Consider the following 24,789-nt stretch of genomic DNA (forward strand, 5'->3'; position numbering starts at 1 on the left):
GGTCACCTGGTGAGCTCGAGGGCGGGTGGGAGGAGCAGAAGCATCCCGGTCGACCACACGACGTGCGTGATGATCGGCCCGAGGAAGCCACCGGTGACGCGGCGCTGCAGGGCGGTCACGAGACCGATGACGGCAGCGGCCAGGACGAGCAGCGGGATGCCGCTGCCGACGGTGGTCAGGGCGTAGAGCACCGTCGTCAGGGTCACCTGGTGGCGGGGCAAGGCGGCGTAGAGGGCGCCGCGGAAGTAGAGCTCCTCGACGACGCCGTTGACGAAGGTGATGGCGAGCACGGCCGTGAAGGCCCCGAAGCGGGCGTGGTCGAGCAGCTGGTCGACCGGCTCGCGCAGCACGGGGATCCGCGCGACGACGAGCGCACCGACGAGGAAGAGGACGAGGAGCAGCACCCCGAGCACGAGGGACTGGACGATGGGCCGGGCCTTCTCGCCGCGACGCGTGTGCCCCATCCCCGCGTGGAGGGGACCGGACAGCAGGGCGCCGACGAGCCACACCGCCGCGAGGGCGAGGGTGGCGACGTAGAAGAGCGGGTCGCCCGGCGTGATCCGCAGCGCCCACGCCAGCACCGCCGTGCCCACGACGAAGGTGAGCGCGACGACGACCTGACGGCGCCGGAAGACGTCGTCGGGGTCGCGGTGGTCGCGCTCCACCTTCTCGATGAGCGCGGCGTTGACGAACGCGCGCAGCTCGGTCACGGGGCCCCGCATCTCTCGTCTCCTCGGCTCGTCGGACGGCTAGCGTCGGGCGCGCTCGTAGCGGGCCAGGGTCTCCTTGCGCTCGTCGTCGTGGTCGACGACCCGCTGGGGATACTCATGGTCGTACCCGTTGTCATGCTTCCACGGCTCGTGCGCCGCGCCACCCGTCAGGTGGGCGAGCTCCGGCACCCAGCGCCGGACGTACTCCCCGTCGGGGTCGAACTTCCTGCCCTGCGTCACCGGGTTGAAGACGCGGAAGTAGGGAGACGCGTCGGTCCCCGTGCCGGCGACCCACTGCCAGCCGTGGTTGTTGGAGGCGATGTCCCCGTCGACGAGGTGGTCGAGGAAGTGCTGCGCCCCGACCGGCCACCAGACGTGGAGGTCCTTGGTGAGGAAGCTCGCCGTGATCATCCGGACCCGGTTGTGCATCCAGCCCTCGGCGAGGAGCTGGCGCATGCCGGCGTCGACGATCGGGTAGCCGGTGCGCCCCTCGCGCCACGCGTCGACGAGCCGGTCGGTCTCGTCGCCCGAGTCGTAGGGCAGCTTCGCGAGCTCGGGCCGCAGGTCGTGCCAGGCCGAGTCGGGGTGGTGCCACAGCACGTCGGCGTAGAACTCGCGCCAGATCAGCTCGGTGACGTAGGTGCTCGCGGCCTGCGACCGCCCCGCTGAGTGCGCCGCGATGTCGGCGAGCATCGTGCGCGGGTGGATCTCGCCGTACTTGAGGGGCGCCGACAGCCGGGAGGTGGTGTCGAGGTCGGGCCGGTCCCGCTCCCGGTCGTATGCCGTCAGCCCGTCGTGGAGGAAGCGCTCCCACCGCTTGAGCGCGGCGGCCTCGCCGGCCTCCATCGGCGGCACCTTCGGCAGGGCGTCGCTGTGGACGTCGTCGCGCAGCCACGGGATGCGCTTCGGCCGGGCCGCAGGGGCGGGGCGGCCGTGCTGGTGCCACGCCTTGGAGAACGGGGTGAAGACCTTGTAGGGCGAGCCCGACTGGTTGACGATGCGACCCGGCCCGACGGCATACGGCGTGCCGGTCGCGACGAGCTCGCGCCCGTCGTCGGCGAGGGCCTTCTCGACGGCGTCGTCGCGGCGGCGGCCGTAGGGCGTCGTCTCGCGCGAGACGTGCACCTGCTGCGCGCCGACCTGCGCGGCGAGCTCGGGGATGACGTCGACGGGGTCACCGCGTCGGACGACGAGCGCCCCACGGGTGTCCTTCGACAACGAGGCGAGGGAGGCGAGCAGCCGCCGGGTCCGGGGCGTGTCGGTCTCGAGCAGGCGCGGGTCGAGGACGAAGACGGGCAGCACGTGGCTCGCGGCGTCGACCGCCGCGAGCAGTGCCGGGTGGTCGTTCAGCCGCAGGTCGCGGCGGAACCACAGGATCGACGTCGTCGACGGGGCCATCACGAGGCCGCGGCCGCGGCGCCCTCCCGCTCGAAGCGCACCTGGGCCACGTCGAGGTAGCCGGTCGCGAAACCCGCCTCGCAGTAGGCGAGGTAGAACTCCCACTTGCGGCGGAAGGTCTCGTCGAAGCCCAGCGCGTGCACCTCGGGCCAGCGGGCCTGGAAGGTCTCGCGCCAGCGCCGCAGCGTCTCGGCGTAGTCGGTGCCGAACGCCTCGACGGCCGACATGCGCAGCGTCGTCGCGGCGTCGGTCGTCTCGCTCATCGCCTGCAGGCTCGGGATGAGGCCCCCGGGGAAGATGTGCTTCTGGATCCAGCCGTAGGAGTGCTTCGTGGCCATGAGCCGCTCGTGCGACATGAGGATGGCCTGGACGGCTGCGATGCCGCCCGGGGCGAGACGCTCGTCGATGGTGCGGAAGTAGGTCTCCCAGTACTCCTCGCCGACGGCCTCGATCATCTCGACGCTGACGACGGCGTCGTAGACACCCTCGACCTCGCGGTAGTCCTGGATCCGGATGTCGACCGTGTCGGTGAACCCGGCGTCGGCCACGCGCTGACGGGCGAGCGCCGCCTGCTCCTTGGAGAGCGTCACGCTCGTCACGGTGGCGCCACGGCGGGCGGCCTCGAGCGCGAGCGTGCCCCAGCCGGTGCCGATCTCGAGGACGCGGGTGTCCTGGCCGACCTTGGCCATGTCGAGGATGGCGTGCACCTTGCGCAGCTGCGCCTCCTCGAAGGACTGCGTGCGCAGCGGCTGGTCCTCGTCGAAGATCGCCGAGCTGTAGCTCATCGTCTCGTCGAGGAAGGTCGCGAAGAGGTCGTTGGACAGGTCGTAGTGCGCCTCGATGTTGCGTCGCGAGCCGAGCAGCGAGTTGTTCTGGATGCTCGGGATGCGACGGTCGACGAAGCCGCGCAGGCGCAGCCAGCCCTCGGGGACGGCCGTGGTCATGCGCTCGGCGAACGGCATGAGCAGCTCGGCGAGGTCGGTGCCCTCGGCCGCCTTCCAGTCACCGGCCATGTAGGCCTCGCCGATGCCGATCTTCGGGTGGTGGGCGAGCCGCTCGAAGACCGCGGTCGGTCGCACGATCTCCAGCCCGGGACGGTCGGTGCGGCGCGTGCCACCGCCGAGGAGCGAGCCGTCCGGCATGACGACGTCGACCGGCACCCGCTTGGCGACCTGGGCGAGGATGCTCCGGGCCAGGCGGGCGCGCACGCACAGCACGCGCAGGGTGGGTCGGCGCAGGCACAGCGGCTGGGCCATGTTCTGGAGCGCGGCGGGGGACTGGGCGGTCATCGGACGGCCTCCTCGGGGTGTCGGGGGCGGGGCATGACGGGCAGACGGCGCAACCACAGGCGTATGCCGTGTACCCGGATGAGGGTCGTGACCCTCTGCGTGACGAGGCCGTGACGGCGCACGAGGCGGAGCAGCGCACGGGTCGTGGCCGGCTCCGGTGTGCCGCGCGTGACGGCGGTCATGATGCGCTCGCCGTCACGGTCGAGCGCCACCGTGACGCTGACGGCGCCGGGCTCGAGGACGAGGCGGACGGCATACTCCCCGCTCGTGTCGTTGAAGGGGGAGACGTAGAAGGCCTTGTCGACGGTTGCCGTGCCGTCGTCGTGGACGTCGAGGAGGTACGCGTGGCGCTCGCCGTACGTGTTGTGCACCTCGAAGACAACGGCGAGGAGCGAGCCGTCGGGGCGCAGGCACCAGAAGACCGACAGGGGGTCGAACGTGTGGCCGAGCACCCGCGCGTTGGCGAGCATGAGGACACGGTCGTCGGCGGCGAGTGTCACGCCGCGCGCTGCGAGGAAACGCTCGACGTCACCGCGGATGCCGCCGCCGAGCCGGCCGCCGTCGAGGTGGTCGCGGACGTCGAAGCGCGCGAGGAGCCTTGTGGGCCAAGGGAGCCGGGGCAGGTCGTCGATGTCGACGAGCCACTGGTAGTGGCCGTGGGTGAAGCTGTGGTGCAGCGGCGTCCGGCGCGAGTGGGCGACGGTGCCGTCGACGAGCGCCGGCACCTCCGGAGGCGTCAGGACGGCCGTCACCAGCGCACCCCGAAGGACTCTGCGGCTTCCACGCCGGAGCGGCACCCGTCCTCGTGGAAGCCCCAGCCGAGGTGCGCCCCCGCGAACGCCAGGCGCTCGCCGCCCGCCTCGCGCAAGCGCGAGGCGGCCTCGACGGCCTCACGCGTGAAGATCGGGTGGTCGTAGGACATCCGCGCCGTCACGAGCGACTCGTCGATGCTGCCGGCCGGGTTGAGCGTCACGACGTGGTCGTCGGCGTCGGTGATGCCGTGGAGGCGGTTCATCCAGTAGCTGACGGTGACGTCGGGGGCCGGGGCGTCGCACGCGTGCATGCGGTAGTTCCAGGAGGCCTTGGCCTGGCGCGGCTTCGGCAGGACCGAGGAGTCGCGGTGCAGCCAGGTCTCGTTGCGCGAGTAGCGGATCGCCGAGAGGTCGCGCTTCTCGTCGGGCGTCGCGTCGGCGAGCAGGTCGAGGGCCTGGTCGGCGTGCGTGGCGACGACGGCGCGGTCGAAGGTCGCGGTCTGGCCGTCGCGCACGAGCACGTCGACACCGTCGTCGTGCCTCGTCACGGCGGTCACCGGGCTCTCCTTGCGCACGTCGGGCAGACGCTCGACGAGCCGGTCGACGTAGGTCGCCGACCCGCCGGTGACGGTGCGCCACGTGGGCGACCCCGTCACCGTCAGCATGCCGTGGTGGTCGAGGAACCGGAAGAGGTGCCGCGCCGGGTAGGACGAGGCGTCGAGGTCGCCGCACGACCAGACGCAGGCCACGAGCGGGATGGCGAAGTGGCGCCGGAAGTACGTCGAGAAGCCGTGTGCCGTGAGGAACTCGCCCCACGTCGGGTCCTGGGACTCGTCGGCGAGCAGTGCCTGCGCGGCCTTGTGGAAGCGCGGGACGTCGCTGAGCATCTTGACGAAGCGCGGGTCGGCGAGGCGGCGCTTCTGGGCGAACATCCCCTTGGGGCCGCGCCCTCCGGCATACGACAGGCCACAGCCCTCGCACGTGATGCTCATGCTCATCTCGGTCGGCTGGGTCGGCACCTCGAGGTCGCGGAAGAGGCGGAGCAGGTGCGGGTAGGTCTTCTCGTTGTGGACGATGAAACCGCTGTCGATGCGCAGGCTGCCGTCGCGTCCCGCCACGTCGTGGGTGTGCGCGTGGCCCCCGAAGCGCGCGTCGCTCTCGTAGAGCGTGACGTCGTGGGTGGCGCTGAGCACGTGCGCGGCGGTGAGACCGGACACGCCGGCGCCGATGACGGCTGCCGTGGGTCGGGTCGTGTGGTTCGGTCGAGTCACCGAGGCCTCCTGGCTGATGTGGTCCCGTGTGGTTCGGCGCGGAGCCCCGACCGGATGGTTCGAGAGGGTTCGAAGTGATGGTGGCCGCGTCGTGCGTTGTCCATCCTTCGTCCACACCGTAGAGTGGCTGTTCAAGGTCTGTCAAAGGTTGGAGAACGCATGGAGATCGAGCGCAGCGTCACGGTGGCACACCCGGTCGACCGCGTCTTCGCCTACCTCAGCGACTTCACGAACACGACGGAGTGGGACCCGGGGACCGTCCGCACCGAGCGCGTGTCGGGCGACGGCGGACTCGGCACCCGCTACCACAACGTGTCGAAGTTCCTCGGCCGCGAGACCGAGCTCGACTACATGGTCATCGAGCACGTCCCCGGCGAGCGGTTCGCGCTGCGAGGTGAGAACGCGACGGTCGTCGCCAAGGACACGATGACCTTCGTGCGCACCGTGACCGGCTCGGGAGCCACCACCGGTGAGGGCACGACGGTCACCTACCGCGCCGACTTCGAGTTCAAGGGCATCGCCAAGCTCGCCGCCCCGCTGCTCGCGCCGGCCTTCAAGAAGCTCGGCGACGAGGCCGAGCGGGGCATGCGAGACGCCTTGAGCAGGTTGGGGTAGCCGGTGTACACCATCAAACGTGCCGCGGAGCTGACCGGGATCAGCGTCGCCACACTGCGCGCCTGGGAGCGACGCTACGGCGTCGTCAGCCCGCAGCGCTCCGACGGTGGCTACCGCCTCTACGGCCCCGAGGACGTGCGCGCCCTCGCGATCATGAACTCCCTCGTCAACGAGGGCTGGTCGGCGCGCGAGGCCGCCGCCGAGACGACCCGACGGCTCTCGAGCCGCGACCCGGCCGGCCGTGAGGCCCCCTTCGGTCGCGCCGACCGCGAGAGCCGCAGCTCCCGCGTCGCGCCGCTGCGCCCCGGCGGCCGCTACCAGTCCGAGGACGCCGAGGCCTTCGTCCGGGCGGCCGAGCGGCTCGACTCCGCGTCGGCGACGGCCGTCCTCGACGCCCGCTTCGCCCTCGGCACCTTCGAGCACGTCGTCGACGACTGGCTCATGCCGACCCTCCAGCTCGTCGGCGAGGAGTGGGCGCACGGCCGCCTCACCGTCGCCGGTGAGCACCTCGTGTCGTATGCCGTCCAGCGCCGTCTCGCGGCCGCCTACGAGGCCGCGTCGGGTCGGGTCGACGGCCCGACCCTGCTCATCGGCCTGCCGCCCGGCGCCCGCCACGAGCTGGGCCTGCTCGCCTTTGCCGTGGCCGCGCGGCGCGCCGGCTTCGCGACGGTCTACGTCGGCGCCGACCTGCCCGTCGAGGACTGGCTGCGGGCCATCGAGGCCCGCGGTGCCACGGGCATGGTCATGGCCGTGCCGCGCGACATCGACATCACGGCCGCGCAGGAGATCGTCGACACCGTGGCCCGCGTCCACCCGGAGGTCGTCATCGGGCTCGGTGGCAGTCAGCAGAACGAGATCAACGGCTCCTGCGTGCACCTCGGCCACTCGATCACCGTCGCCGTGGGCGAGATGACGCGCCGACTGCGCATCCCCGCCTGACCGTGCGCGTCCTCGTCCTCGGGGGCACGGGGGAGGCGCGCGATCTCGCGGGCCGCCTCGTCGAGCGCGGTGACACCGTCGTGTCGAGCCTCGCGGGTCGGGTCAGCGCGCCGGCCCTGCCGGTCGGCGAGGTGCGCACCGGTGGGTTCGGCGGTGTCGACGGCCTGGCCGACCACCTCGTGTCGCACGGCTACGACCTCGTCGTCGACGCGACCCACCCCTTCGCCGCGCAGATCACCGGCAACGCGGTCGCCGCCTGCGCCACGGTCGGGGTGCCGCTCGTCCGGCTCCAGCGGCCGGGGTGGTCGCGCCACCCGCTCGCGGGGGAGCTCACCTGGGTCGACGACGTCGAGGCCGCGCGGGTCGCGGCCGAGGCGCTCGGGGTCAGGCCCTTCCTCACGACCGGACGCCAGCAGCTCGAGTCCTTCGCTGCCTGGGACGACCGCTACGTCCTCGCCCGCGTCGTCGACCCACCCGACTGGGACGTGCCCTCGTCCTGGGAGGTGCTGCGGGCCCGCGGGCCCTACTCCTACGCCGCCGAGCGCGACCTCCTCGAGAGCCGCGCCGTCGACGTGCTCCTCACCAAGGACTCCGGTGGCGCCCTGACCGAGGCCAAGCTCACCGCCGCCCACGACCTCGGAGTGCCCGTCGTCGTCGTGCGCCGTCCGCCGGTCCCCGACGGCGTCACCGTCGTCGAGTCGGTGGGGGAGGTCCTGAGCGCGGTGGGCGCTATGGGCGCGAAGCCCACGATCGCCGCGAAACCGGCCTGACGGCATACGCCCTCGCGTACGTTCGTGACGTGACGGCGGACCTGGAGCACCGGGCGCGCTGGGAGCGGCTGCTCCCGGGTGTCGCGGTGCTGCGCTGCTACGACCGGGTGTGGCTGCGCGGCGACGTTCTCGGCGGGATCACGGTCGCCGCCTACCTCGTGCCGCAGGTGCTCGCCTACGCCGAGGTGGCCGGGCTGCCCGCCGTGAGCGGGCTGTGGGCCGTGGGACCGGGGCTGCTCGTCTACGCGGTGCTCGGGTCGTCGCGGCAGCTGTCCGTCGGGCCGGAGTCGACGACCGCGCTCATGACCGCGGCCGGGGTCGGTGCGCTCGTGACGGCCGGCGGCGGCATGGCGATGCGGCAGGAGATGGCTGCGCTCATGGCGATCGCCGTCGGCCTCATCTGCATCGTCGGCTTCGCGACGCGGCTCGGCTTCCTCTCCGACCTGCTCTCCAAGCCCGTGCTCGTCGGCTACATGGCCGGCATCGCTGCGCTGATGATCGTCAGCCAGATCGGGAAGGTGACCGGGCTCGAGGTGGAGGGGGACTCCTTCCTCCAGGAAGTGAGGTATGCCGTCACGCACCTCGGGGACGTCCACGTGCCCACCCTGCTGCTCTCGGTCGGCGTGCTCCTGGTGCTCCTCGCGTTCCAGCGCTTCGCGCCGCGCTGGCCGGGGCCGCTCATCGCGATGCTCGGGTCGGCGGTGGTCGTCGCCGTGCTCGACCTCGCCGACCGCTACGGGATCACGCTCGTCGGTCCCGTGCCCCAGGGGCTGCCGGCGTTCCGGGTGCCCAGCGTCTCCGACGTGGACGTGTGGGCCCTGCTCCCGGCGGCCCTCGGCGTCGCGGTCGTCGCCTACTCCGACAACGTGCTGACCGGGCGGGCCTTCGCGGGGCGCCACCGCGAGACCATCGACAGCGACCAGGAGTTCCTCGCGCTCGGCGGTGCCAACGTCGCGACCGGGCTGCTGCAGGGCTTCCCGATCAGCTCGAGCGGGAGCCGCACCGTCATCGCCGACTCGATGGGCGCCCGCACCCAGCTGCACTCGCTCGTCTCGCTCCTCCTCGTCGTCGCGACCCTGCTGTGGCTCGGGCCGGTCATCGCCGCCTTCCCGACCGCGGCCCTCGGCGCCGTCGTCGTCTACGCGGCGATCCGCCTCGTCGACATCGCGGAGATGCGGCGCATCGGCGCGTTCCGGCGCAGCGAGCTCGTGCTGGCCCTCGCGACGACGGCCGCCGTCCTCCTCTTCGGGGTGCTGCCCGGCATCGGAGTCGCGATCGCGCTGTCGGTGCTCGACCTGCTGCGCCGCATCGTCCACCCGCACGACGGCGTGCTCGGCTACGTCCCCGACGTCGCGGGCATGCACGACATCGACGACCACCCGAACGCCGTCCAGGTGCCCGGGCTCGTCGTCTACCGCTACGACTCGCCGCTCTTCTTCGCCAACTCCGACGACTTCGCCAGCCGTGCGCTCCAGGTCGTCGACGAGGCGACGCGGCACGGCCGGGTCGAGTGGTTCCTGCTCAACGCCGAGGCCAACACCGAGATCGACCTCACGGCCGTCGACGCCCTCGAGACCCTGCGCTCCACGCTCGCGGACCGGGAGATCCGCTTCGCCATGGCGCGGGTCAAGGAGGACATGCGGCTCTCGCTCGAGGCGGGCGGCTTCGTCGAGAAGGTCGGGGCCGACCTCATCTTCCCGACCCTGCCGACCGCCGTCGCCGCGTATGCCGCGTGGTACGAGCGCGAGCACGGCTCGGGGCCGCCCGGGCTGCGCATCCCACCCGTGCCGGCCCAGCCGGAGCCGGACACCTAGCCTTGACGGCATGGAGACCGTCGTCATGATCCACGTCGCCAAGGGGCGCCGGCTGCCGACGCGCTCGGTGCAGAGCGTCGAGGCGGAGGCGGGCGCCGGGCTCGTCGGTGACCGCTACCACGGCAGCAGGCACCGCCACGTGACGATCCAGTCGCTGCCCGACCTCGAGGCCGCCGCCGCCGACCTCGGGCGTCCGGTCGACCCGAGGCTGACGCGACGCAACCTGACGATCTCCGGCGGCACGATCCCGACGAGACCGGGCGACCGCATGACGATCGGCGACGTCGAGCTCGAGGTCGTGCGCATCGCGGCACCGTGCCGCCTCCTCGACGACAACCTCGGCCCGGGAGCAGCGCGGGCCCTGCACGCCCGGGCGGGGACGGTCTTCCGGCTGCTGACGTCGGGGACGATCAGCGTCGGCGACGAGGTCGACCTCGGCCCCTGAGGGCGGTCCCGGTGTGCGCCAGGCCGCAACAACACGCCACGTTGCGGGTTGTCGCGGTCGGCAGGCGTCAGGCCCCGCGACGGCGCACCAGATGGCGCGTTGTCGTGGCGGCCGCTGTCGCGACGGCGACTACGAGGGAGCCGACACTCACGCGTCGCGCGAGGCGGGCGGCCGGGGCGATGTCGTGGGCCCTCGCCACCGGGCCGGTGCCCAGGGTGCCGCGGTCCTCGATCTCCCCGTCGTAGACGTTCGAGCCGCCGAGCCGGGCCCCGAGCACGCCGGCGAAGGCCGCCTCGACGACGCCACCGTTCGGGCTCGGGTGGGCCGGGGCGTCGCGACGGACGGCGACCCAGCCCCGAGTGGCCCGCTCCCTCGACCCGGCGCTCGCGAGAGTCAGCGCGGCGGCCACGCGAGCAGGCACCCAGTTCACGACGTCGTCGAGCCTCGCCGCGGCCCAGCCGAACTCGTTGTAGCGGTCGGTGCGGTGGCCGACCATCGCGTCGAGGGTGTTGACGGCGCGGTAGCCGAGCAGGCCGGGGACGCCGAGGAGGCCGCCCCACAGGAGCGGCGCGACGACGGCGTCGGACGAGTTCTCGGCGAGCGACTCGATGCACGCGCGGGCGATCCCGTCGGCGTCGAGCCGCGTCGTGTCCCGGCCGACGAGGTTGCGCACCTGCACGCGGGCGGCCTCGAGGTCATCGCGAGCCAGCTGGGCGTCGATGGTCGACGCCTCCCGGGTCAGTGACCGACCGCCGAGCACGGCCCACGTCGCCGCGGCGGTCACGAGGGTGCGGGCGACGCTGCCGCGCCGGGTCGACCGCTCCGCCAGGACGCCGAGGCCCGCCGTGGCGCCCACGAGCATCGCCACGTGGGCGACCCCGTGGGCGCGCCGGACGGCATACGTCCTCCGCTCGAGCGCCGTTGCGGCCGAGCCGAACCCGGCCACAGGGTGCCAGCGGCGGGGGTCGCCGAGCGCCTGGTCGAGCGCCCAGCCGAGGACCAGACCGAGGGCGCGGCTCATCGCAGGACGTCGAGCGCGGCGACGTCGCCGATGACGACGACGGCCGGCGCCCCCAGCCCCTGACGTCTGGCCGTGGCGTCGATCTGCGAGAGCGGGGCCCGGGCCGTGCGCATGCTCGGCAGTCCGGCGTCCGCGACGACCGCAGCCGGCGTCGACGGGGACAGGCCCTCCGCGACGAGGGTCTCGGCGACCGCTCCGAGCGTCGCGACGCCCATGAGCACGACGATCGTCGTGCGGCTCCGCGCGATGGCCCCCCAGTCGAGCGTGCTGCGCGGGTCGCCCGGGGGCACGTGTGCGCTGACGACGGTGAAGCCCTGCACGAGGCTGCGGTGCGTGACGGGGATGCCGGCGAGGGCGGGTGCGGCGATGCTCGACGAGATGCCCGGGATGACGACGACGGGGATGCCCCGGGCCGTGCAGGCCTCGGCCTCCTCTCCGCCGCGGCCGAAGACGAAGTTGTCGCCGCCTTTGAAGCGCAGCACGTTCCGGCCCGCGAGGGCGTGCTCGACGAGCAGGTCGTTGATGCGCTCCTGGGGTGTGAAGTCGCCGCGCGGGATCTTGCCGACGTCGATGACGTGCACGTCGTCCCGTGCGTGGCGCAGTGCGCTGAGCGGCGCGAGCCGGTCGTGGACGATGACGTCGGCCCGTCGGATCGCCTCGATCCCGGCGACCGTCAGCAGGCCGGGGTCGCCGAGGCCACCCCCGAGGAGCGTCACCGTCCCGACCACCGGGTGGCCCTCTGCGACGACGGGGTCCGGCTCCGGGGCCGGGGACGTCGTCGGGTCGCCGCGGAGCACGACGTCGAAGGCCGTCGGGTCGGCCCGGGGGTCGAGCGTGACGAGGCCGCGCTCGGCGAGGTCGCGCAGCGACGTGGGCAGGTCGTCGAGCGCGGCGGCGACGGTCACGCGGGCGCCATCGCGCAGCAGCGCGTGGACCGTCGCGACCGAGTGCGCGGCGACACGCGCGACGAGGACCGAGAGGCCGGAGAAGCTCAGCTCAGGCGACATGGCGCAGTCTCCTCAGGTCGTCGAGCGCCGCCGCGACGGTGCGGGAGGTCTCGGGGTCGCGGACGGCGAGCCTGATCCACGTCGGCCCGAGGCCGGGGAACGTCTCGCCCCGCCGCACGGCGACACCGAGCCGGGCGAGGTCCTCACGGACCGAGGAGTCGCCCAGCGGGCTCGTGTCGACGAGGACGAAGGGGGCGGACGAGGGGGCCGCGGTGCTGAGACCGACGGCGGCCAGCTCGCGCACGAGGGTCGCGCGGTCGGCGGCGAACGCCACGGCCGCGGCCTCCGCCTCGGCGACGGCGCGCTCCGACAGGCACGCGACCGTGGCGGCGACCGCCGGGCTCGAGACGGACCACGGCGGCTGCACGCCGCGCAGGGCTGCGACGAGGTCGGGATCTCCCACGACGTAGCCGGCGCGCAAGCCGGCCAGCCCCCACGTCTTCGTCAGCGACCGGATGACGAGCAGACCCTCGAGGTCCCGGCCGACGAGCGACTCGGGCTCACCCGGCACGGCATCCATGAACGCCTCGTCGACGACGAGGACACGCCCGCTTCGGCGCAGCGCCCGCAGGTCGCCGGCCGGGTGCAGGACGCCGGTCGGGTTCGTCGGGTTGCCGACGACGACGAGGTCGGCCTCGGCGTGCTCGCCCGACGGCGAGAAGGCGGCCGGGTCGAGACGGAAGCCGTCCTCGTGCCGCAGCACGCACCGCTCGACCGGGCGGCCGGCAGCGGCGAGGGCGGCCTCGGGCTCGGTGAACTGCGGGTGCACGACGACCGGGCGGGTGCCGGCGACGGCCCGGGCGACGAGCGTGAACGCCTCGGCCCCGCCTGCGGTCGGGAGCACGCACGCCGGGTCGACGCGGTGTCGCGCCGCGATGGCCAGGACCGCCGGGGCGGGGTCGGGGTAGCGGCCGAGGTCGCGCAGCGAGTCCGCGATGACGTCGGCGAGCCACGGCGGCGGTGCAGGCAGCCGGACGTTGACGGCGAGGTCGACCAGTCCGGGGGCTGCGTCACGGTCGCCGTGGTGGTGCAGGTCGACGCGCCCGCTCACGACGCCCTCCTGCGCGCGGCGGCCGTGACGGCATACGCGTGGACAGCATCGGCGAAGCGCCCGGCGAGCCGGGGGTGTCCCGCCCAGTGGGTGTGAAGGTAGGAGGCGTGGAGGGTCGGGCGGCCGGTCCCGGCGGGGTCGAGGGCGAAGCCGTCGGGGGTGCCGTCGAGCAGCCAGGCCGCGGTGCGGGACCCGTGGTCGCCGGCGACGGTGGTCCGGTGGAACTCGTGCCCCGTCACGCGGGTGCCGGCCACCCCGAGCACCGAGTCGCCGGGAGCGATCGCGGTGCGGTAGCCGAGCGTCAGGCGCGGCCCCATCGACCCGACCGCCGGGATGGCGCCGACCATCTCGTGGCCGTCGACGGACTCGGAGAGGTAGAGCATCCCGGCGCACTCGGCCACGGTCGGCAGTCCCGCACGCACGGCGTCCAGGATGTCCTGCCGCAGAAGGGAGTTCGCCGACAGGTCCTCGGCATGGACCTCGGGGAAGCCGCCGCCGAGGTAGAGCCCGGCCGTGCCCGCGGGCAGCGACCGCGCGTGGAGCGGGTCGAAGACGACCGGCTCGAGACCCGCGGCCCGGAGCAGCTCGTCGGTCTCCGCGTAGCGGAAGGTGAAGGCGCGCCCGCCCGCGACGGCCACGACAGGACGCCGTCCACCGGGGGTCGGACGCGCAGCCTCGCCGAGGGCGGTGGTGGGGTCCCATCCGGGCACCTCGAGGTCGGGAGCGGACCGGGCGATCGACAGCACCGCGTCGAGGTCGACGTGCTCGGCCACGCGTTCGGCGAGCAGCCGCACCGAGCGGGCCGCCTCCTCGCGCTCGGCGGCGGGCACGAGCCCGAGGTGTCGTGAGGGCGCCTCGATGCCGGCGTCGCGCGGCAGCACGCCGAGGACCGGGACCCCGGTGGCCTCGAGCGCCGACCAGACCTCGCGCATGTGCCGACCCGACGCGGCCTTGTTGAGCACGACGCCAGCCACGTGGACGCCGGGCTCGAAGGTCGCCAGGCCGTGGACGATCGCCGCAGCGGTGCGCGTCATGTGGCTGACGTCGAGGGCGAGCACCACCGGCGTACGCGTCAGGGTCGCGACGTGCGCCGTCGACGCGTAGCCGTCGCCGCCGATGCGCCCGTCGAAGAGCCCCATGACGCCCTCGACGACGGCGACGTCGGTCGGTCCGCTCGCGGCCGCGCCGTGCACGAGCAGCGGCGCCACCTGGTCCTGTCCGCAGAGGAAGGGGTCGAGGTTGCGCCCCGGTCGACCCGTGGCGAGCGCGTGGTAGCCGGGGTCGATGAAGTCCGGCCCCACCTTGAACCCCGAGACGCCGAGGCCCCGGGCGCGCAGGGCGGCCATGAGCCCGGTCGCGAGGGTCGTCTTGCCGTGGCCCGAGCCGGGGGCGGCGACGACGAGGCGCGGGAGGGCGGTGGCACCGGGCCCGTCGGGCTGGGCCGGGAGCCGCCCGAGGGCGGTGCCGACCGCCGAGCTGACGGCCGCGTCGACCGCGCTGCTGAAGGCGCTCACCACTCGATCCCTCGCTGTCCCTTCTGGCCCGCGTCGAACGGGTGCTTGACCTTCGTCATCTCGGTCACGAGGTCGGCGAGGTCGAGGACGGCCTGGGGGCAGCGACGCCCGGTGATGACGACGTGCTGGTGGCCCGGACGGTCGCGCAGGGTCGCGACGACGTCGTCGACGTCGATCCACCCCCAGGCCATCGGGTAGGTGAACTCGTCGAGGACGTAGACGGCGTGCGTCTCGGCGGCGAGCCGACGCTTGATCTCGGCCCACCCCTCGCGGGCCGCCTCGGCGTGGTCGTCCTCAGTGCCCTCCTTGCGCGTCCAGGACCAGCCGGCGCCCATCTTGTGCCACTCCATCGGACCGCCCCTGCCGGTCTCGCGGTGCAGCTCGGCGAGGGTCTCGACGGCGGTCTGCTCGCCGATGCGCCACTTCGCGCTCTTGACGAACTGGAACACCCCGACCGACCAGCCCTGGTTCCAGCCGCGGAGGGCGAGGCCGAAGGCGGCGGTCGACTTCCCCTTGCCGTCGCCGGTGTTGACGATGAGCAGGGGGCGGTTGCGGCGCTGGCGCGTCGTCAGGCCGTCCTCGGGGACGGTCGTCGGCTGCCCGCGCATCAGGCGGCCCGCTCGCGGGAGGCGTGGGCGGCGCCGACGATGGCCGATGCGGCGAGCTCGCCGACGGGCAGGTGCTCGGCGCCGAGGTGCTCGGCGAGCCGGGCCGCCAGGGCCATCCGGAAGCGCCCCGACTCGCAGTCGAGGACGACGCTCTCCACGCCCTCGTGTCGCAGCTGCGTGGCGACCCGCGCGGCCCGGCCCAGCGCGTCCGGACCGCTCGTCGCCCGGCCGTCCGTGACGACGACGAGGAGGGCGCGCCGGTTCGGGTCGCGCAGGCGCTCGACGCGCAACGTGTCGTATGCCGTCCCGAGGCCTTCCGCGAGCGGCGTCCGTCCGCCGTGGGGCAGGTCGCGCAGCCGGCGGGCCGCGATGTCGACGGAGCCGGTCGGCGGGAGGGTGAGCTCGGCGCCGGACCCGCGGAAGGTCACGAGGCCGACCTTGTCTCGCCGCTGGTAGGCGTCGAGGAGCAGCGACAGGACGGCCGACTTCACGGCCTCCATGCGCTTGCGGGCGGCCATCGACCCGGAGGCGTCGACGCAGAGCAGCACGAGGTTGGACTCGCGGCCCTGCAGGACCGCGCGGCGCAGGTCACCGGGGAGCACGCGCAGGCGTCCCGACCGGTCGCCGGTGGTGCCGCGAGCGGCGGCCGCGCGGATCGTCGCGGGCACGTGGACCGGCCCGGTGTGGCTGTTCGTCGAGCCGACGCGGCGCCCGGTGCTCGTCAGGGCGACCGACCGTCGGCCGGGGTCACCCTGACCGATCCCCTTGGCGCGCAACAGCTTTGCGCGGTAGGGCTCGTCGGCAGCGCTCACCGCCGAAGCCGCGGGAACCCCGCTCTCGCTGGGTCCCGGCTCGACCTCGGCGCGCTGGGGCCGGGGCTCTCGTGGCGACTCCTGCCCGTCGGTCCGTGCCGTCTCCGGCGACGTGCTCGGACGCGCCTCGCCGTCGTCGCGGGCGGGTTCGTCACCACCGGGCTCCGGTTCGCCGCCGTCACCCGGGTCCGGGTCGGGCTCGGGATCCGGCTCGTCGTCGCCGAGGAGCTCGTCGAGGAGGTCCTCGTCGAGGCCGGGGGAGTCGAACGGGTTGCGGCGCCGGCGGTGCGGCAGGGCCAGACGTGCGGCCGCCCGCACGTCGGCCACCGTGACCACGGTGCGGCCTGACCAGGCCGCGTGGGCGACGGCGGCGCGCGCCGTGACGATGTCGGCGCGCAGGCCGTCGACCTCGAACGCAGCGCACACGGTCGCGATCTTCGTCAGCACCTGGTCGGTCAGGACGACCGCGCCGACCCGCGACCGCGCGTCGGCGATCCGCTCACGCAGCGCCTCCTGATCGTCCTCGAACCGGGCCGCGAACGCACCCGGCGCGGCGTCGAAGGCCAGTCGGCGGCGTACGACCTCGGCACGCAGCGCAGGCTCCCGCGGCGCCGCGACCTCGACGGTCAGCCCGAAGCGGTCGAGCAGCTGTGGGCGGAGCTCACCCTCCTCGGGGTTCATCGTGCCGACGAGCACGATCCGTGCGGCGTGCGAGACCGAGACGCCGTCGCGCTCGACGGTGTTGCGCCCCATGGCCGCCGCGTCGAGCAGCAGGTCGACGAGGTGGTCGTGGAGGAGGTTGACCTCGTCGACGTAGAGGATGCCGCGGTTCGCGGCCGCGAGCAGGCCCGGCTGGTATGCCGTCTCGCCGCGTCCCAGCGCCCGCTCGAGGTCGAGCGATCCGACGACGCGGTCCTCGGTGGCGCCGATCGGCAGCTCGACGAGGCGGGCCGCGCGGGTGCCGGCCTCGGCGTCCGGGTCGTGCGGTCCGTCGGGGCACCCGGCTCCGTCGCCCGGTGCGCAGCCGAAGCGGCAGCCGGCGACGACCTGCTGGCGGGGGAGCACGGCGGCGAGGCCGCGCACCATCGTCGACTTGGCCGTGCCCTTCTCACCGCGCACGAGCACGCCGCCCACCTCGGGCGAGACGGCCGTGAGGACGAGGGCGAGGGCCAGGTCGTCGGAGCCGACGACGGCCGAGAAGGGGAAGGTGCCGGGTGGGGACCCGTGCTGGTCGGGGTTGTCCGAGACGTCGTTGGGGACGTCGTTCGAGCCGTCGCGCATGTGACTGCGTGCCTCCTGCGGGTGCCGCGCCCGCGTCGGTGGACCGGACGCGCCCGGCGGACGCGACCAGCGACGGGAGATGCCCTGGCTTCCGCCGACCGCGTGGTCGGAGGTTCACAGTGGCGGGACCGCTCCGGATTCGCACCGGATTCCTCTCCCAGTCGCCAGCGGCAGTCTGCCACGTCGCCGGGGTGCGGCGCCCGGTGGCTCAGGCCGACTGCGCCTCGGCGTCCGTCTCGGCGTCGGTCGGCAGGATCGAGACGATGGCCCGCCACAGGGCGGTCGACGTCGTCGGCACCAGGGTCGGCCCGTGCTCGTCGGCCTCGACCCGGAGCAGGCCGGCGTCCACGTCGACCCACGCGAGCCGTCGCACGACGGTGCGCTGCCGGGCCCGGAAGGCGATGTCGACGACCGAGAGCTGCCACCGACCGGCACGCACGGCGGCGGAGGCCGGGGGCCACGGGGCGAGCAGGTCGGCGAGGGCCTCGCTGCCGGCGGTGCGGGCTGACGCGGAGTTCGAGGCGAGGTCGTCGAGCAGGGACTCGTCGACGACGGCCGACGTCGCGTCGAGGCGCGGGCGCGCCTGAAGCCTCGTCAGCTGCGCGATGGTCGTCGGCACGAACTCGGTGCTCACGGCCGCGAAGTCGTAGGTGCCGTCGGCGAGGTCGGTGAGCATCGCGCTGACGAAGGCCACCCAGGCCTGGTGGAGGCGGACGCCGTCGGGTCCGGTGACGAGCACCTGGAGCGAGCCGAGCGAGGTCGTGACCGCGGCCAGCGCGTTGCGCAGGACGGGGTGCGGCGCCCCGTCGGCCACGGCACCGGCGTCGCTGAGGCGCTCCACGACGTCCTCGCACGCACCCTCGGGGTCGGTCGCGTACTCGACGAGCGTGATGAAGGCGTCGGCGTCGAGGCGCAGTCGGGTGGTCGTGGCGTCGAACGTCACGCTCATGCGGGCACCAGGCCGTCGGTGCGCATGACGAGGCTCGCCGCGACGGCGTCGAGGACGGGGCCCAGCTGGCCGAGTCGCAGGGTGCCGACCCGCGTGGTGAGGGTGACGCCCGTGCCGTCGACGAGGGTCGTCCACGACTCGGTGGTCACGGACTCGTGGGCCGGGGTCGAGTGGGTCGTGAGACGGCGCAGCCCGGCACGGCCGCCGACCGTGACGTGCTCGTGGTCGAGGAGGAGGTAGCCGTCGAGCTCCTGCGACTCCCGCTGCTGCGTCGTGCGCTGCCAGTCGGCGAGCGAGCCCTGAACCTCGGCGAACGTGAGGACGACGTTGGTCCGGAAGCGGTCGGAGTCGTCCGGCTCGACGGCGGCGACGACGTCTCCGTCCGGCGAGAGCTCGATCGCGTCCCAGTGCTCGGGCACGGCGAACGACACGCTGCCCCCGCGCGTGCTCATCGTGGTGAGTCGGGGCGTCGGGTCCTGCCCCGCCCCCCGGTGGACGTCAGTCATCTGGGTGTCCTCCCCTGCGTCGCCATCTGGTTGCCAGCCGTCCCCCGACGACGTGCGATAGACATCATGGGGCCGAGACGGGGCGTATCGGGCCGGAACGGTCATAACGAATGTCCTCGGATCGTCGCGCTAGGGTCGCCGCTGTGATCGAGGTGGTCGGCGTGGGTGCGTCCGGGCTGGAGTCCCTCGGCCCGGACGGCCGCCGGCTCGTCGACGAGGCCGAGGTCGTCGTCGGCGGCGAACGCCATCTCGCCATGCTCGATGCCCGTCCCGGCCGTCGCCTCGTGCCCTGGCCGTCGCCGCTGCTCCCGGCCCTGCGGCAGGTGCTGGACGACGCCGGCACGGGTCGCGTCGTCGTGCTCGCGAGCGGGGACCCGCTCGTCTCGGGCATCGGGTCGACCCTCGTGCGCGAGCTCGGTGCGGACGCGGTGCGGATCCATCCGGCCGTCTCGTCGGTCGCCCTCGCCCGAGCCCGGATGTCTTGGGCCGCAGAGGATTCCGACGTCGTCACCCTCGTGGGGCGCGACGTCGACCGGCTCCGCCGCGACCTGGCGCCGCGGGCCCGGCTCGTCGTGCTGACGTCGGGCGACGACGCCCCCGCCCGCATCGCCTCCCTGCTCGTCGAGGAGGGGTATGCCGGCAGCCGCCTCACGGTGCTCGGTGACCTCGGCTCCCCGGACGAGTCCCGCACCGAGGGCGTGGCCGCATCGTGGGACGGCCGTCCCGCCCCTCGGTTGCACCTCGTCTGCATCGAGTGCGACCCCCACCCGGCCCGGAGCGCGAGGTCGCTCGTGCCGGGACTCGGCGAGACGGCATACGACCACGACGGGCAGCTGACGAAGCGCGTCGTGCGCGCGGCCGCGCTGGCCCACCTGGCGCCGCAGCCCGGGGACGTCATGTGGGACCTCGGTGCCGGCGCCGGGTCGGTCGGGATCGAGTTCGCGCGGCATCACCCCCGCAACGAGGTCCACGCCGTCGAACGCGACCCGGAGCGGGCCGAGCGGGCGCGGCGCAACGCGCGCGCGCTCGGGGTGCCCGGGGTGCAGGTCGTCGAGGCGGCGTCGCTCGACGTCGTCGCCTCATTGCCCCGGCCGGACGCCGTCTTCGTGGGCGGTGGGGCCACCGGCCCGCTGCTCGACGCCTGCTGGGACGCCCTCGCGCCGGGGGGACGGCTCGTCGTCCACGGCGTCACCGTCGAGACCGAGGTGCTGCTCCACGACGTGCGGGCGAGACTCGGTGGCTCGATGACCCGGATCGCCGTCGAGGACCTCGACACCATCGGATCGCTCCACGGCTGGAAGCCGGCACGGTCGATCGTGCAGTGGTCGGTGGAGAAGCCTGTGCCACCAACGGATTCGGAGACCCACTCATGACGGTCCACTTCATCGGTGCCGGCCCGGGAGCCGCCGACCTGCTGACGCTCCGTGCGGTGCGGCTCGTCGGTGAGTCGCAGGTGTGTCTCTACGCGGGCACCTACATCGGCTCCGAGGTGCTCGCGCACTGCCCCGAAGGGGCCGAGCTCGTCGACACCCAGCACCTCGACCTCGGCGCCATCACCGAGCACTGTGTCCGCGCCCACGAAGCCGGTCACGACGTGGCGCGGCTGTGCTCCGGCGACCCGTCGCTCTACTCCGCCGTCGCCGAGCAGACCCGACGGCTCGACGGCGCGGGCGTGCCGTGGGACGTGACCCCCGGCGTGCCCGCGTATGCCGCTGCGGCAGCCCTCATCGGCCGCGAGCTGACGGTGCCCGAGGTCGCCCAGTCGGTCGTGCTGACCCGGGCGCACCGCGACTCGACGCAGATGCCCGAGACCGAGTCGCTCGCCCACTTCGCCCGCTCACGGGCCACGCTCGTGCTGCACCTCGCGATCCGCCGCACGCGTGAGCTGATGGCCTCGCTCGTCGGCGACTACGGCGACGACTGCCCCGTGGTCGTCGTCGCCAACGCCGAGCAGCCCGACCAGCTCGTGCTGCGCGGCACGCTGACCGACATCGCCGACCAGGTCGAGGCGGCCGGCCTGCGCCAGGCCGCCGTCATCCTCGTGGGCCGCGCGCTCGCGGCCCGGGACACCGACGACTTCGTCGAGTCGCACCTCTACGGCACGCGGATCAGCGGGGCGACGCGAGACACGCGAAACACGCCGGGCGCCTAGGGTCCCCGTGGCGTGCCCGGACGGGCTGTGTCAGGATGCGAGTGCCGCAGTGCACGGGAAGTCGGTGTGATTCCGACGTGGTCCTCGCCACTGTGACCAAGGAGCAAGTCCCCACCATTCGCCACTGGTGACCTCAGGTTGACGCGAGTCCGACGCTGAGTCGCTGGGAAGGCTGGGGAGGCGTGACGATCTGGAAGCCAGGAGACCGGCTGCGGCGCGATCTGTCCACGAGGCATGGAACGAAAGGGTCAATCTGCCATGACCACTGCTGCATCGGCGTCTGCCGTCTCCCCGTCCACCCGCGTCCGCGTCCCCGTCTGGGCGTGGGCCCTTCTCGCGTTCGCGGTCTTCGCGCTCTACTTCGTCTCGCAGGAGAACGGTGCGCTGCTCAGCGCGCCCGCTGCGCAGATGCTCCACGAGCTGACGCACGACGCGCGTCACGCTCTCGGCGTCCCCTGCCACTGAGGTGGGCCTGAGCTTCGGCTCCGTGCTTCGGCGCGGGGTCCTTGCCGGCGTGTCCGCGGGCCTCGCGGCCGCCGTCGTCATCTGGCTCGTCGTCGAGCCGGTCATCCGCCGCGCCCTCGCGGTCGAGGATGCCCGCTCGCTCCATGGCGGGCAGTCCGCACCCACGGGCCTGCCGACGCACGGCGGCGAGGAGCCGCTCGTGTCCCGGGCCGCGCAGGTCGTCGGCGGTGCCGTCACGGCGGTCCTCGTCGGGGTCGCCGTCGGGGTCATCTTCGCCGTCGTCTTCGCCAGGATGCGTGAGCGGCTCCCCGGCCGGGGTGACTTCGGTCGCTCGATGGTGCTCGCCGCGATCGGCTTCGCGTCCGTGAGTCTCCTTCCGGCACTGAAGATCCCGTCGAACCCGCCGGCCGTCGGCGATCCGGAGACGGTCGGGCAGCGCACGATGCTGTACGCCGTCGTCCTCCTCCTCGGTATCGCGATCGCGCTGCTCGTGCCGGTGCTCGACCAGCGCCTCGCGGCGCGGGGCACGGTGGCGTCCACGCGGTGGGCCGTCGACGTCGTCGCCACCGTGGTGCTCGTCGTGCTCGTGCTGGTCCTCGTGCCGGGCTCGCCCGACGCGGTGCCGGCCGACGTGCCCGCGGCGCTGCTCTGGGACTTCCGGCTCGCGTCGCTGGCGCAGCTCGCGACGATGTGGCTGACCCTCGGCCTCGCCTTCGGACTGCTCCTCGAACGGGTCGCCGCGCCCAAGCCTGCGCTCGCGCCCGTGGCGGCGTGACGGCATACGAGAACGCCTCTGCTGACAGTGATCCCGCGGGCTCGTGCATCGTCCGTGTGTGCCGTGACTGCTGCTGCGGCACGGAACGCAAGCACCCCGGGGTCGACCACGACGGGCTCCTGGCCCGGCTCGAGGTCGGCACCCGGGGGAGTGCCCGCGTGCTGCGGAGCGCGTGCCTGCTGGCGTGCGACGAGTCGAACGTCGTCGTCGTGACACCGTCGGTGCAGGGCCGCCGGGCTGGTGGGCGACCCGTGTGGGTGCGCGCCGTGCTCGACGACGAGGCGGTCGACGCGATCACCGGGTGGGTCGCGCTCGGTGGCCCGGGCGTCGCGGACGTGCCCGCGGGGCTGGAGGAGCAGGTGTTCGCCCCGAGCGGCCTGTCACTGACGTGGACGGCGGTCTGACGCGGCCCGTCACGAGTCGGCGCGGACGTCCAGTCCGACCTCGACGGTGTCGCCCTCCTGGACGTCCTCGGCGCGGCGGACGGCGACCTTGAGGGGGACGACGTAGCCACCGTCCTTCGGCCACAGCGACGTCGCCCAGCGCGTGCGCCCGATGCGAGCCGTGACCGGGATCATGCCCCAGCCGTAGCTGATGTGGGCGACGTCGTGGAGGGCCTGGGACTCGTCCTCGGGCACGGTGACGAAGTAGTAGGGCGACGGGCCCCGCCACTCCCAGACCTCGGCCGTGAACTCCAGCTCCATGGCCACAGGATGGCACCGATCAGCGGGTGGTTCGCGACACCGACCGCGCCTCGTGCCGGACCCGCCAGACCGGGCGCCCTAGTCCTTCGAGACCGTCACCGAGGCGAAGAGGTTGAGTCCCAGCTGTTCCGCCAGGTACTTGGTGACCAGCTGACCGCGCACGCTGTTGCCCGCCACGTCCAGGGGAGGGGAGAACGTGGCCAGGCCACCCTTGCCGGGTGCGACGGTGACGATGCCGCCGCTCACCCCGCTCTTGCCGGGGACCCCGACCTCGTAGAGCCAGTCGCCGGACAGCTCGTACAGGCCGGCTGTCGCCATCACCGCCAGAACACGCCGACACACGCCGCGCCCGACGACCGTCTCTCCGGTCACCGGGTTCACGCCACCGTTGGCGAGCGTGGACGCCATGACCGCGAGGTCGTGGACGTTGACGTCGAGAGAGCACTGGCGGGTGTAGACGTCGGTGGCCTCGTCGGGGTCGAAGTAGAGACGGCCGTAGCTCTGCAGCAGGTGGGCGATGCCTTGGTTGCGCAGGTTGGTGGCGGACTCCGAGGCGTAGACCCTCTCGTTCAGGCTCAGCTCACGGCCGGCGAAGCGCGAGAGGCCGTCCCTGATCCGGTCCCACTTCTCCGCCGCCGTGCTCCCCGGCACCAGACTCGTGGCCGCCATCGCGCCCGCGTTGACCAACGGGTTCATCGTCCTGTCCAGGTTGAGCTCGACCGCCACCAGCGAGTCGAAAGGGAAACCGGTGCTGTTGACCCCGAGCAGGCGGCGCGCGTCGACGCCTCCGACCGCCTCGCAGACCAGCGCGAACACGAACGGCTTCGACACGCTCTGGATCGAGAACGTCGTCTCGACGTCTCCGATCTCGAACGACCTTCCTCGAGCTCCCACCACCGAGATGCCGAACCAGTCCGGCGACGCCTCGGCCAGGACCGGGATGTAGTCGGCCACGGCACCCTCGCGGTTTGCCCGGTACCGCTCGTACGCCTCGGTGACCGCGGCCCTGACGTCGTCCGGTTCCGGCAGCTCACCGGTCGAGATCGACGACCTGGCCGCCTCCTCGTCGAACGGCAGCTGCTCGTGCATCGACAGCTTGCTCATGGCGCGCCTCCAACGCTGGATGTGCGAAGCCTATGACACGCCTGGGGCGCCGCCAGGGCCTTCAGATCTCCGGCCCGGGTGCGAGAGCTCGTACGAAAGACTGCAGGACCGCGGAGGGCGATCCGGTCTGGCGTGCCTCCCGGTGATCCCCCGACGTGTCACTCGGTGGCGGCTCGACGCTGCTCGTCGTCGAAGGCCAGGTGGACGGCTGCCTCCTTGGCGGAGGCGCCGGCGGCGACGGCCGAACGGGTCAGCCCGATGTTGCGCGAGGTGGCGGCCATGGCTGCGGCGACCCGGCCTCGGCCGTAGGTCATCGAGTGTGCGGCCGCGACGCCGAGGCTCGACCCGACCTCGATGGCGTCCTGGTCGGCGCCCATGTAGAGGAACTACCACGCGTACTCGGAGGTCTGCCGCTCGATGAGCGCCTTGACCTGGGCGTGGGTGAGCTCGCGCGAGGAGTTCTCGTGGCCGTCGGTCATGATGCCGACGATGACGACGCCGGGCCGCTCGTGCTCGGGCAGGGCGGCGAGGCGGCCGCCCGCCTCGCCCAGGAGGCGTCCGATGGAGTCGAGCAGTGCGGTGGACCCGCGTGGTGACAGGGTGAGCGGCGGCACGTCGGCCACGGGTACGTCCTGGTAGACCTCCTCGTACCGGTCGTCGAACTGCGCCAGGGTGACCCTGCAGTCGCCGGGCTGGCTGCGCTGCTCGGCGATGAACGCGTCGAAGCCGCCCTCCGTGTCGTCCTTGATCGACTGCATCGACCCGCTGCGGTCGAGCAGGAAGTAGAGGTGCGTGAGGTTCGGGTCTGTCATGGCGTCTCCTTCGTGGTCGGGCTGG

General features: G+C 73.3%; 27 protein-coding genes and 2 riboswitches. Of the genes, 10 read left to right on the forward strand and 17 right to left on the reverse strand.

All coding sequences use genetic code 11. The annotated features are described in order from the left end of the window. Positions 1 to 2: 2 nt before the first annotated feature. Genes ACSSS0_RS12215 through ACSSS0_RS12235 form a run of 5 tightly spaced genes read right to left on the reverse strand, consistent with a single transcriptional unit; the run spans position 3 to position 5,420 of the window. Positions 3 to 722 carry a CPBP family intramembrane glutamic endopeptidase gene (locus ACSSS0_RS12215; RefSeq protein WP_435987666.1) on the reverse strand — a complete coding sequence of 240 codons (720 nt, stop codon included), beginning with the start codon at positions 720 to 722 and terminating at the stop codon, positions 3 to 5. A gap of 27 nt (positions 723 to 749) precedes the next feature. Next, positions 750 to 2,108, reverse strand: a complete 1,359-nt coding sequence (locus tag ACSSS0_RS12220) for a cryptochrome/photolyase family protein (RefSeq protein WP_487228179.1) — start codon at positions 2,106 to 2,108, stop codon at positions 750 to 752. Beyond that, positions 2,108 to 3,397 carry a class I SAM-dependent methyltransferase gene (locus ACSSS0_RS12225; protein WP_435987664.1) on the reverse strand — a complete coding sequence of 430 codons (1,290 nt, stop codon included), beginning with the start codon at positions 3,395 to 3,397 and terminating at the stop codon, positions 2,108 to 2,110. Before ACSSS0_RS12225 ends, ACSSS0_RS12220 begins: the two co-directional genes overlap by 1 nt. Further along, entirely contained in the window at positions 3,394 to 4,149 is a 756-nt protein-coding gene (locus ACSSS0_RS12230) for a DUF1365 domain-containing protein (RefSeq protein WP_435987663.1), read from the reverse strand. The genes ACSSS0_RS12225 and ACSSS0_RS12230 overlap by 4 nt, the downstream gene beginning before the upstream one ends. Beyond that, positions 4,146 to 5,420, reverse strand: coding sequence for an NAD(P)/FAD-dependent oxidoreductase (locus ACSSS0_RS12235; RefSeq protein ID WP_487228180.1), 1,275 nt, complete (start codon positions 5,418 to 5,420; stop codon positions 4,146 to 4,148). Before ACSSS0_RS12235 ends, ACSSS0_RS12230 begins: the two co-directional genes overlap by 4 nt. A gap of 159 nt (positions 5,421 to 5,579) precedes the next feature. On the opposite strand from ACSSS0_RS12235, the gene ACSSS0_RS12240 reads away from it, so the two are divergent. From ACSSS0_RS12240 to ACSSS0_RS12260, 5 genes are read left to right on the forward strand one after another with little or no spacing between them, the layout of a single operon-like run. After that, positions 5,580 to 6,035 (forward strand): SRPBCC family protein, encoded by a 456-nt coding sequence (locus ACSSS0_RS12240; RefSeq protein ID WP_435987661.1) that lies wholly within the window; start codon positions 5,580 to 5,582, stop codon positions 6,033 to 6,035. Positions 6,036 to 6,038: 3 nt separating this feature from the next. Beyond that, entirely contained in the window at positions 6,039 to 6,974 is a 936-nt protein-coding gene (locus ACSSS0_RS12245; protein WP_435987660.1) for a MerR family transcriptional regulator, read from the forward strand. A 2-nt stretch (positions 6,975 to 6,976) separates the two neighbouring features. Next, positions 6,977 to 7,744 (forward strand): cobalt-precorrin-6A reductase, encoded by a 768-nt coding sequence (locus ACSSS0_RS12250; protein WP_487228181.1) that lies wholly within the window; start codon positions 6,977 to 6,979, stop codon positions 7,742 to 7,744. 29 nt (positions 7,745 to 7,773) lie between these two features. Further along, a complete protein-coding gene (locus ACSSS0_RS12255) occupies positions 7,774 to 9,558 on the forward strand; it encodes a SulP family inorganic anion transporter (RefSeq protein WP_487228182.1) in 1,785 nt (594 codons plus the stop codon). Between the two features lie 10 nt (positions 9,559 to 9,568). Then, positions 9,569 to 10,003: an MOSC domain-containing protein gene (locus ACSSS0_RS12260; RefSeq protein ID WP_487228183.1), complete on the forward strand. Its 435-nt coding sequence runs from the start codon at positions 9,569 to 9,571 to the stop codon at positions 10,001 to 10,003. Between the two features lie 67 nt (positions 10,004 to 10,070). Here the strand turns inward: ACSSS0_RS12260 and ACSSS0_RS12265 are convergent, their stop codons facing one another. From ACSSS0_RS12265 to ACSSS0_RS12300, 8 genes are all read right to left on the reverse strand, one after another. Further along, positions 10,071 to 11,024 (reverse strand): cobalamin biosynthesis protein, encoded by a 954-nt coding sequence (locus tag ACSSS0_RS12265; protein ID WP_487228184.1) that lies wholly within the window; start codon positions 11,022 to 11,024, stop codon positions 10,071 to 10,073. Then, on the reverse strand, positions 11,021 to 12,031 hold the full coding sequence (cobA, locus tag ACSSS0_RS12270) for a uroporphyrinogen-III C-methyltransferase (protein WP_487228185.1): 1,011 nt from the start codon (positions 12,029 to 12,031) through the stop codon (positions 11,021 to 11,023). Before cobA ends, ACSSS0_RS12265 begins: the two co-directional genes overlap by 4 nt. After that, positions 12,021 to 13,082, reverse strand: a complete 1,062-nt coding sequence (gene cobC / locus ACSSS0_RS12275) for an Rv2231c family histidinol phosphate aminotransferase CobC (protein ID WP_487228186.1) — start codon at positions 13,080 to 13,082, stop codon at positions 12,021 to 12,023. Before cobC ends, cobA begins: the two co-directional genes overlap by 11 nt. Next, positions 13,079 to 14,596, reverse strand: coding sequence for a cobyrinic acid a,c-diamide synthase CobB (locus tag ACSSS0_RS12280; RefSeq protein WP_487228187.1), 1,518 nt, complete (start codon positions 14,594 to 14,596; stop codon positions 13,079 to 13,081). The genes cobC and ACSSS0_RS12280 overlap by 4 nt, the downstream gene beginning before the upstream one ends. Further along, positions 14,593 to 15,204 carry a cob(I)yrinic acid a,c-diamide adenosyltransferase gene (gene cobO / locus ACSSS0_RS12285; RefSeq protein ID WP_435987652.1) on the reverse strand — a complete coding sequence of 204 codons (612 nt, stop codon included), beginning with the start codon at positions 15,202 to 15,204 and terminating at the stop codon, positions 14,593 to 14,595. Before cobO ends, ACSSS0_RS12280 begins: the two co-directional genes overlap by 4 nt. Further along, positions 15,204 to 17,297: a magnesium chelatase subunit D family protein gene (locus tag ACSSS0_RS12290; RefSeq protein WP_487228188.1), complete on the reverse strand. Its 2,094-nt coding sequence runs from the start codon at positions 17,295 to 17,297 to the stop codon at positions 15,204 to 15,206. Before ACSSS0_RS12290 ends, cobO begins: the two co-directional genes overlap by 1 nt. A gap of 57 nt (positions 17,298 to 17,354) precedes the next feature. Beyond that, positions 17,355 to 17,475, reverse strand: a riboswitch (cobalamin riboswitch). Positions 17,476 to 17,505: 30 nt separating this feature from the next. Beyond that, positions 17,506 to 18,246, reverse strand: coding sequence for a hypothetical protein (locus ACSSS0_RS12295; RefSeq protein WP_487228189.1), 741 nt, complete (start codon positions 18,244 to 18,246; stop codon positions 17,506 to 17,508). Then, on the reverse strand, positions 18,243 to 18,752 hold the full coding sequence (locus tag ACSSS0_RS12300) for a hypothetical protein (RefSeq protein WP_487228190.1): 510 nt from the start codon (positions 18,750 to 18,752) through the stop codon (positions 18,243 to 18,245). The genes ACSSS0_RS12295 and ACSSS0_RS12300 overlap by 4 nt, the downstream gene beginning before the upstream one ends. Positions 18,753 to 18,895: 143 nt before the next feature. Here ACSSS0_RS12300 and cbiE point away from each other — a divergent pair, with 143 nt between their 5' ends. The 5 genes from cbiE (at position 18,896) to ACSSS0_RS12325 (ending at position 22,548) form a co-directional block, all read left to right on the forward strand. Continuing rightward, complete coding sequence (cbiE, locus tag ACSSS0_RS12305; protein WP_487228191.1) at positions 18,896 to 20,125, forward strand: precorrin-6y C5,15-methyltransferase (decarboxylating) subunit CbiE; 1,230 nt, start codon at positions 18,896 to 18,898, stop codon at positions 20,123 to 20,125. Beyond that, on the forward strand, positions 20,122 to 20,904 hold the full coding sequence (locus ACSSS0_RS12310; RefSeq protein WP_487228192.1) for a cobalt-precorrin-4/precorrin-4 C(11)-methyltransferase: 783 nt from the start codon (positions 20,122 to 20,124) through the stop codon (positions 20,902 to 20,904). Before cbiE ends, ACSSS0_RS12310 begins: the two co-directional genes overlap by 4 nt. Positions 20,905 to 20,934: 30 nt before the next feature. Continuing rightward, positions 20,935 to 21,132: riboswitch (cobalamin riboswitch) on the forward strand. Positions 21,133 to 21,162: 30 nt separating this feature from the next. Beyond that, on the forward strand, positions 21,163 to 21,369 hold the full coding sequence (locus ACSSS0_RS12315; protein ID WP_487228193.1) for a CbtB domain-containing protein: 207 nt from the start codon (positions 21,163 to 21,165) through the stop codon (positions 21,367 to 21,369). 22 nt (positions 21,370 to 21,391) lie between these two features. Continuing rightward, on the forward strand, positions 21,392 to 22,144 hold the full coding sequence (locus tag ACSSS0_RS12320; RefSeq protein ID WP_487228194.1) for a CbtA family protein: 753 nt from the start codon (positions 21,392 to 21,394) through the stop codon (positions 22,142 to 22,144). Then, positions 22,141 to 22,548: a hypothetical protein gene (locus ACSSS0_RS12325; RefSeq protein WP_487228195.1), complete on the forward strand. Its 408-nt coding sequence runs from the start codon at positions 22,141 to 22,143 to the stop codon at positions 22,546 to 22,548. The genes ACSSS0_RS12320 and ACSSS0_RS12325 overlap by 4 nt, the downstream gene beginning before the upstream one ends. 9 nt (positions 22,549 to 22,557) lie before the next feature. On the opposite strand, the gene ACSSS0_RS12330 is transcribed toward ACSSS0_RS12325, so the two are convergent. The 4 genes from ACSSS0_RS12330 to ACSSS0_RS12345 all read right to left on the reverse strand — a co-directional run bounded on the left by ACSSS0_RS12330 (position 22,558) and on the right by ACSSS0_RS12345 (position 24,764). Next, positions 22,558 to 22,848 (reverse strand): DUF1905 domain-containing protein, encoded by a 291-nt coding sequence (locus ACSSS0_RS12330; RefSeq protein ID WP_487228196.1) that lies wholly within the window; start codon positions 22,846 to 22,848, stop codon positions 22,558 to 22,560. 78 nt (positions 22,849 to 22,926) lie between these two features. After that, entirely contained in the window at positions 22,927 to 23,952 is a 1,026-nt protein-coding gene (gene glsA, locus ACSSS0_RS12335) for a glutaminase A (RefSeq protein WP_487228197.1), read from the reverse strand. Positions 23,953 to 24,110: 158 nt separating this feature from the next. Next, the gene (locus tag ACSSS0_RS12340; protein WP_487228198.1) at positions 24,111 to 24,329 is read right to left on the reverse strand and encodes a hypothetical protein; all 219 of its coding nucleotides are present in this window, start codon (positions 24,327 to 24,329) and stop codon (positions 24,111 to 24,113) included. Between the two features lie 9 nt (positions 24,330 to 24,338). Beyond that, positions 24,339 to 24,764 (reverse strand): hypothetical protein, encoded by a 426-nt coding sequence (locus tag ACSSS0_RS12345; protein ID WP_487228199.1) that lies wholly within the window; start codon positions 24,762 to 24,764, stop codon positions 24,339 to 24,341. Positions 24,765 to 24,789: the final 25 nt, after the last annotated feature.

The organism is Terrabacter sp. R4-6, from assembly GCF_057529065.1.

Bases quoted from the DNA above. Each gene is read 5' to 3' on its own strand.
- ACSSS0_RS12265 (WP_487228184.1), bottom strand. From the start codon at position 11,024: ATGAGCCGCGCCCTCGGTCTGGTCCTCGGCTGGGCGCTCGACCAGGCG.
- ACSSS0_RS12220 (WP_487228179.1), bottom strand. From the start codon at position 2,108: ATGGCCCCGTCGACGACGTCGATCCTGTGGTTCCGCCGCGACCTGCGG.
- cobA (WP_487228185.1), bottom strand. From the start codon at position 12,031: ATGTCGCCTGAGCTGAGCTTCTCCGGCCTCTCGGTCCTCGTCGCGCGT.
- ACSSS0_RS12300 (WP_487228190.1), bottom strand. From the start codon at position 18,752: ATGACTGACGTCCACCGGGGGGCGGGGCAGGACCCGACGCCCCGACTC.
- ACSSS0_RS12330 (WP_487228196.1), bottom strand. From the start codon at position 22,848: ATGGAGCTGGAGTTCACGGCCGAGGTCTGGGAGTGGCGGGGCCCGTCG.
- ACSSS0_RS12345 (WP_487228199.1), bottom strand. From the start codon at position 24,764: ATGACAGACCCGAACCTCACGCACCTCTACTTCCTGCTCGACCGCAGC.
- ACSSS0_RS12340 (WP_487228198.1), bottom strand. From the start codon at position 24,329: ATGGGCGCCGACCAGGACGCCATCGAGGTCGGGTCGAGCCTCGGCGTC.
- ACSSS0_RS12295 (WP_487228189.1), bottom strand. From the start codon at position 18,246: ATGAGCGTGACGTTCGACGCCACGACCACCCGACTGCGCCTCGACGCC.
- ACSSS0_RS12315 (WP_487228193.1), top strand. From the start codon at position 21,163: ATGACCACTGCTGCATCGGCGTCTGCCGTCTCCCCGTCCACCCGCGTC.
- ACSSS0_RS12310 (WP_487228192.1), top strand. From the start codon at position 20,122: ATGACGGTCCACTTCATCGGTGCCGGCCCGGGAGCCGCCGACCTGCTG.
- ACSSS0_RS12240 (WP_435987661.1), top strand. From the start codon at position 5,580: ATGGAGATCGAGCGCAGCGTCACGGTGGCACACCCGGTCGACCGCGTC.
- glsA (WP_487228197.1), bottom strand. From the start codon at position 23,952: ATGAGCAAGCTGTCGATGCACGAGCAGCTGCCGTTCGACGAGGAGGCG.
- ACSSS0_RS12290 (WP_487228188.1), bottom strand. From the start codon at position 17,297: ATGCGCGACGGCTCGAACGACGTCCCCAACGACGTCTCGGACAACCCC.
- ACSSS0_RS12215 (WP_435987666.1), bottom strand. From the start codon at position 722: ATGCGGGGCCCCGTGACCGAGCTGCGCGCGTTCGTCAACGCCGCGCTC.
- cobO (WP_435987652.1), bottom strand. From the start codon at position 15,204: ATGCGCGGGCAGCCGACGACCGTCCCCGAGGACGGCCTGACGACGCGC.
- ACSSS0_RS12225 (WP_435987664.1), bottom strand. From the start codon at position 3,397: ATGACCGCCCAGTCCCCCGCCGCGCTCCAGAACATGGCCCAGCCGCTG.
- ACSSS0_RS12260 (WP_487228183.1), top strand. From the start codon at position 9,569: ATGGAGACCGTCGTCATGATCCACGTCGCCAAGGGGCGCCGGCTGCCG.